Origin of the sequence: Sutterella sp., assembly GCF_052272535.1 — a bacterium.
Classification (GTDB): Bacteria; Pseudomonadota; Gammaproteobacteria; order Burkholderiales; family Burkholderiaceae_F; genus Sutterella.
Genome location: NZ_DAVZJY010000254.1, coordinates 1 through 3082 on the forward strand (window position 1 = coordinate 1; position 3082 = coordinate 3082).

4 protein-coding genes and 1 tRNA gene are annotated in these 3082 nt (G+C 67.5%); all 5 read left to right on the forward strand.

Translation table 11 applies throughout. The features are described 5' to 3' along the window. Positions 1–63 precede the first annotated feature (63 nt). Positions 64–1062 carry a polyprenyl synthetase family protein gene (locus ACT6Y9_RS09905; RefSeq protein ID WP_443744403.1) on the forward strand — a complete coding sequence of 333 codons (999 nt, stop codon included), beginning with the start codon at positions 64–66 and terminating at the stop codon, positions 1060–1062. Positions 1063–1082: 20 nt separating this feature from the next. Then, a tRNA-Pro gene (locus ACT6Y9_RS09910) sits at positions 1083–1159 on the forward strand. 88 nt (positions 1160–1247) lie between these two features. After that, a complete protein-coding gene (gene coaE / locus ACT6Y9_RS09915) occupies positions 1248–1850 on the forward strand; it encodes a dephospho-CoA kinase (protein ID WP_443744404.1) in 603 nt (200 codons plus the stop codon). Positions 1851–2019: 169 nt separating this feature from the next. Beyond that, on the forward strand, positions 2020–2790 hold the full coding sequence (gene zapD / locus ACT6Y9_RS09920) for a cell division protein ZapD (RefSeq protein WP_443744405.1): 771 nt from the start codon (positions 2020–2022) through the stop codon (positions 2788–2790). A gap of 71 nt (positions 2791–2861) precedes the next feature. After that, the coding region (locus ACT6Y9_RS09925; protein WP_443744406.1) for a DNA gyrase inhibitor YacG at positions 2862–3082 on the forward strand (221 nt) is incomplete at its 3' end.

Below are 3082 nucleotides of genomic sequence, written 5' to 3' on the forward strand. Positions count from 1 at the left end.
CACCGCGCGCCGCTCCGGCGCGGCGCGCGTCCAGAAAAGACCAACGGAAGAGACTCTCTTAACATGACCGAGACCACCAACGCCGAGGATCCGAAGGCGCTCGTGCGCCGCCTCCTCGCGCCCATTGCGGCGGACATGCAGGCCGTGGACGACGTGATCCGCGGCGAACTCGCGAGCGACGTGAGCCGCATGCACGAGATCAGCGAATACATCACGAGTGCGGGCGGCAAGCGCATGCGCCCAGCCCTCCTGATCCTCATCTGCCGCGCGCTCGGCTACAAGGGCGAGCTCTGCAACTACCTCGGCGCGACGATCGAGCTGCTGCACACCGCCACCCTCATGCACGACGACGTGGTCGACGAGAGCCTGATGCGCCGCGGCCGCCCGACGGCCAACGCGCGCTGGGGCAACGGCGCGGCGGTGCTCGTGGGCGACTTCCTCTACACGCGCTCCTTCCAGATGATGGTGCGCGCGGGGAACCTGCGCGTCATGGAGGCGCTCTCCAACGCCGCAAACCGCCTCGCCGAGGGCGAGGTGATCCAGATGGTGAACGCTCACGATCCCTCAGTCGACGAGACGCGCTACTTCCGCGTGATCGAGCGCAAGACCGCCTGCCTCTTCGAGGCGGGCGCGCGCATGGCCGCCGCGGTCGCTGAATGCGGCAAGGACGAGGAGGAGGCCGTCGCCGAATATGCGCTCGCCCTCGGCAACGCCTTCCAGATCGCCGACGACATCCTCGACTACACGGGCGTCGCGGCCGACATCGGCAAGAACCTCGGCGCGGACCTGCGCGAGGGGAAGATGACGCTTCCGCTCATCTACGCCCGCCAAGCCGCCACGGATGAAGAACGGGCCCTCATCGACGAGGCCGTTCGTCAGGGCGACGGAGAATTTGACAAAATCTCTTCGATTGTGATAAAGTGTGGAGCTCTTGATCGTTGCAGAACGCGAGCGGAAGCGGAACTCGAACGAGGCCGAAAAGCTCTTTCGAAACTTCCCCCTTCCATTTTTAATTCGAGTCTGCTAGAATTGCTATCCTTCACTGTTCGACGTGATCGATAAGCGTTCAACGATGAAGCAGTCGGGGTGTAGCTCAGCCTGGTAGAGTACTACGTTCGGGACGTAGGAGTCGGAGGTTCGAATCCTCTCACCCCGACCAGGATTTTCAAGGCGTCGTTTCGCAAGGAACGGCGCCTTTTGTTTTGCCCGTCGTCCCCGACGGCGGGCGCCCCCCGAGGAGAAAGGCGATGGGCTGGGTGCTTGGACTTACGGGCGGTGCGGGTTCTGGAAAGAGCACGGCCGCCGCGGTGCTCCGTTCGATGGGGCTGCCCGTCGTGGACGCCGACGCCGTCTCGAGAAGCCTCACCGCCGCGGGCGGTGCGGCGATGCCCGAGATCATCGAGGCGTTCGGCGCGGAGATGGCGCTCCCCGACGGGGCGCTCGACCGCGCCCGCATGCGCGCGCTCGTCTTCAGCGACGCGCCCGCCCGCAGGAGGCTCGAGTCGATCATCCACCGCCGGCTCGCCGTGATCGTCGATCGGCAGCTCGAGGAGGGGCAGCGCGGCGCGCCCTTCGTGGTCTACGACTGCCCGCTTCTCATTGAGAGCGCCGACGCGCGGGCGCGCGCCGACCGCATCCTGGTGATCGACGCACCCGAAGAGGTGCAGATCCGCCGGCTCGGGAGCCGCTCGGGACTCGCCGAGGACGCGGCGCGCCGGCTCCTCGCCGCACAGACCTCGCGCGCGGCGCGGCTCGCCGCCGCCGACGACGTGATCGTGAACGACTCGGGCCGCGAAGCCTTCGAGGCGCGCGTGCGCGCCTACGGCGAGGCGCTTCTCGCCGCGGGCTGATCCGCCGGACCGTCGGCAGAATCCGGGCCGGCGGCGCGCCGCAGACCTTTGCTTTCATTTTTTAGCACCCCTGCGGACGTTCCCCGTCTACTCCCGCGGGTGCGTGCGCTAAGATCAATTCACCTTTCGTCCACCACCCGATTCCCCCACCTCCGCAGAGCGCAACCACATGCAGTCCGACGGCCTCCTTCTCTACGAATTCCCCTGCAACGAGAAGATCCGCTTCTATCTGCGGTTTGAGGCGCTCGTGAAGCGCTTCGACTGGTACTGCGCGCAGGATTCGGCGATTACGCACCAGGCGGCGATTGGGGTGCTCTTCGACCTCTCGGACGTCGCCGCGAGAAGCGACCTGAGAAACGACCTCGTGCAGGAGCTCATGCGCGAGCGCCGGCAGCTCGAAGCGGAGCGCCGCGCGGAAGGGGCGGACGGCGAAGCGATCGGCGCGCGCATCACGGCGCTCGCCGCCGCCGCACAGCAGGTCTCGCAGGTCGTGGGGCGTTCGGGACAGAACATCCGCGACAACGAGTGGCTGCAGCTCATCCGCAACCGCCAGCAGCTCCCCGGCGGAACGTGCGAGTTCGACATGCCGCTCCTGCACTTCTGGCTCTCGCGCCCCGTCGAGGAGCGCCGCGCCGAATTGGAAAAGCTCGCCGAGTCCTTCGTGCCCACCTACCGCGCCGTGACGCTCATCCTCTCGCACCTGCGCACGAACAGCTCCGTCTCGGAGGCGCACGCCGAGAACGGCATGCTGCAGATGTCGGTCGCGGGCCGCAACTGGAGCCTCACGCGCATCTGGATGCCGCCCGAGAGCACGCTCATCCCCGAAGTGAGCGCCAACAAGTACATGCTCTGGATCCGCTTCTCGCGCCCCGACGAGCGGCGGCGCCTGCACGTCGTGCACGAACCGATCCGCTTCCGGCTCGGGCTCTGCGCAAACTGACGCGGTCGCCTTCCTATCCGTTCCCGCGGCGCGCCGGACTCCCTCCGGAGCGCCCTTCGTCCCTCATAATCATGAAAGTCCCCTGCCCCATCTGCGGCACTCCCGCGGAATTCTCCCGCACCAATCCCTGGCGCCCCTTCTGCAGCGAGCGCTGCAAGCTGATCGACCTCGGCGAGTGGGGCAACGACGGCTACCGCATCGCGGGCGAACCGGGGTCGGCCGACCGCATGACGCCCGAGGACTTCGACTCCGCCGCCGCCCGGGCGGCCGAGCTTGCGGACCGGGCGGCCCG

Coding starts and splice junctions, on each gene's coding strand:
- ACT6Y9_RS09905 (WP_443744403.1), top strand. CDS start 64: ATGACCGAGACCACCAACGCCGAGGATCCGAAGGCGCTCGTGCGCCGC.
- coaE (WP_443744404.1), top strand. CDS start 1,248: ATGGGCTGGGTGCTTGGACTTACGGGCGGTGCGGGTTCTGGAAAGAGC.
- zapD (WP_443744405.1), top strand. CDS start 2,020: ATGCAGTCCGACGGCCTCCTTCTCTACGAATTCCCCTGCAACGAGAAG.